Source organism: Streptosporangium sp. H16 (assembly GCF_051918855.1).
In the GTDB taxonomy this organism is placed as follows: domain Bacteria; phylum Actinomycetota; class Actinomycetes; order Streptosporangiales; family Streptosporangiaceae; genus Streptosporangium.
Map to the genome: position 1 here is coordinate 1 of NZ_JBPXMD010000142.1, position 566 is coordinate 566.

Below are 566 nucleotides of genomic sequence, written 5' to 3' on the forward strand. Positions count from 1 at the left end.
AACGAGGACGCCCGGCGCGGTCTCGAGCGCGGCATGAACCAGCTCGCGGACGCCGTCAAGGTGACCCTCGGCCCCAAGGGCCGTAACGTCGTGCTGGAGAAGAAGTGGGGCGCCCCCACCATCACCAACGACGGTGTCTCCATCGCCAAGGAGATCGAGCTCGAGGACCCGTGGGAGAAGATCGGGGCCGAGCTCGTCAAGGAAGTCGCCAAGAAGACCGACGACGTCGCGGGTGACGGCACCACCACCGCCACCGTGCTCGCCCAGGCTCTCGTCCGTGAGGGTCTTCGCAACGTCGCCGCCGGCGCCAACCCGATGTCCCTGAAGAAGGGCATCGAGGCCGCCGTCGAGCGCGTGTCGGAGGAGCTGTCCAAGCTCGCCAAGGACGTGGAGACGAAGGCGCAGATCGCCTCCACCGCCTCCATCTCCGCGGGCGACCCGCAGATCGGCGAGATGATCGCCGAGGCGATGGACAAGGTCGGCAAGGAAGGCGTCATCACCGTCGAGGAGAGCAACACCTTCGGCCTCGAGCTCGAGCTCACCGAGGGCATGCGCTTCGACAAGGG

1 protein-coding gene is annotated in these 566 nt (G+C 67.3%); it reads left to right on the top strand.

The features are described 5' to 3' along the window. A partial coding sequence (locus tag ACTOQ2_RS44060) for a TCP-1/cpn60 chaperonin family protein (RefSeq protein WP_386164234.1) occupies nucleotides 1-566 on the top strand: 566 nt, incomplete at both ends.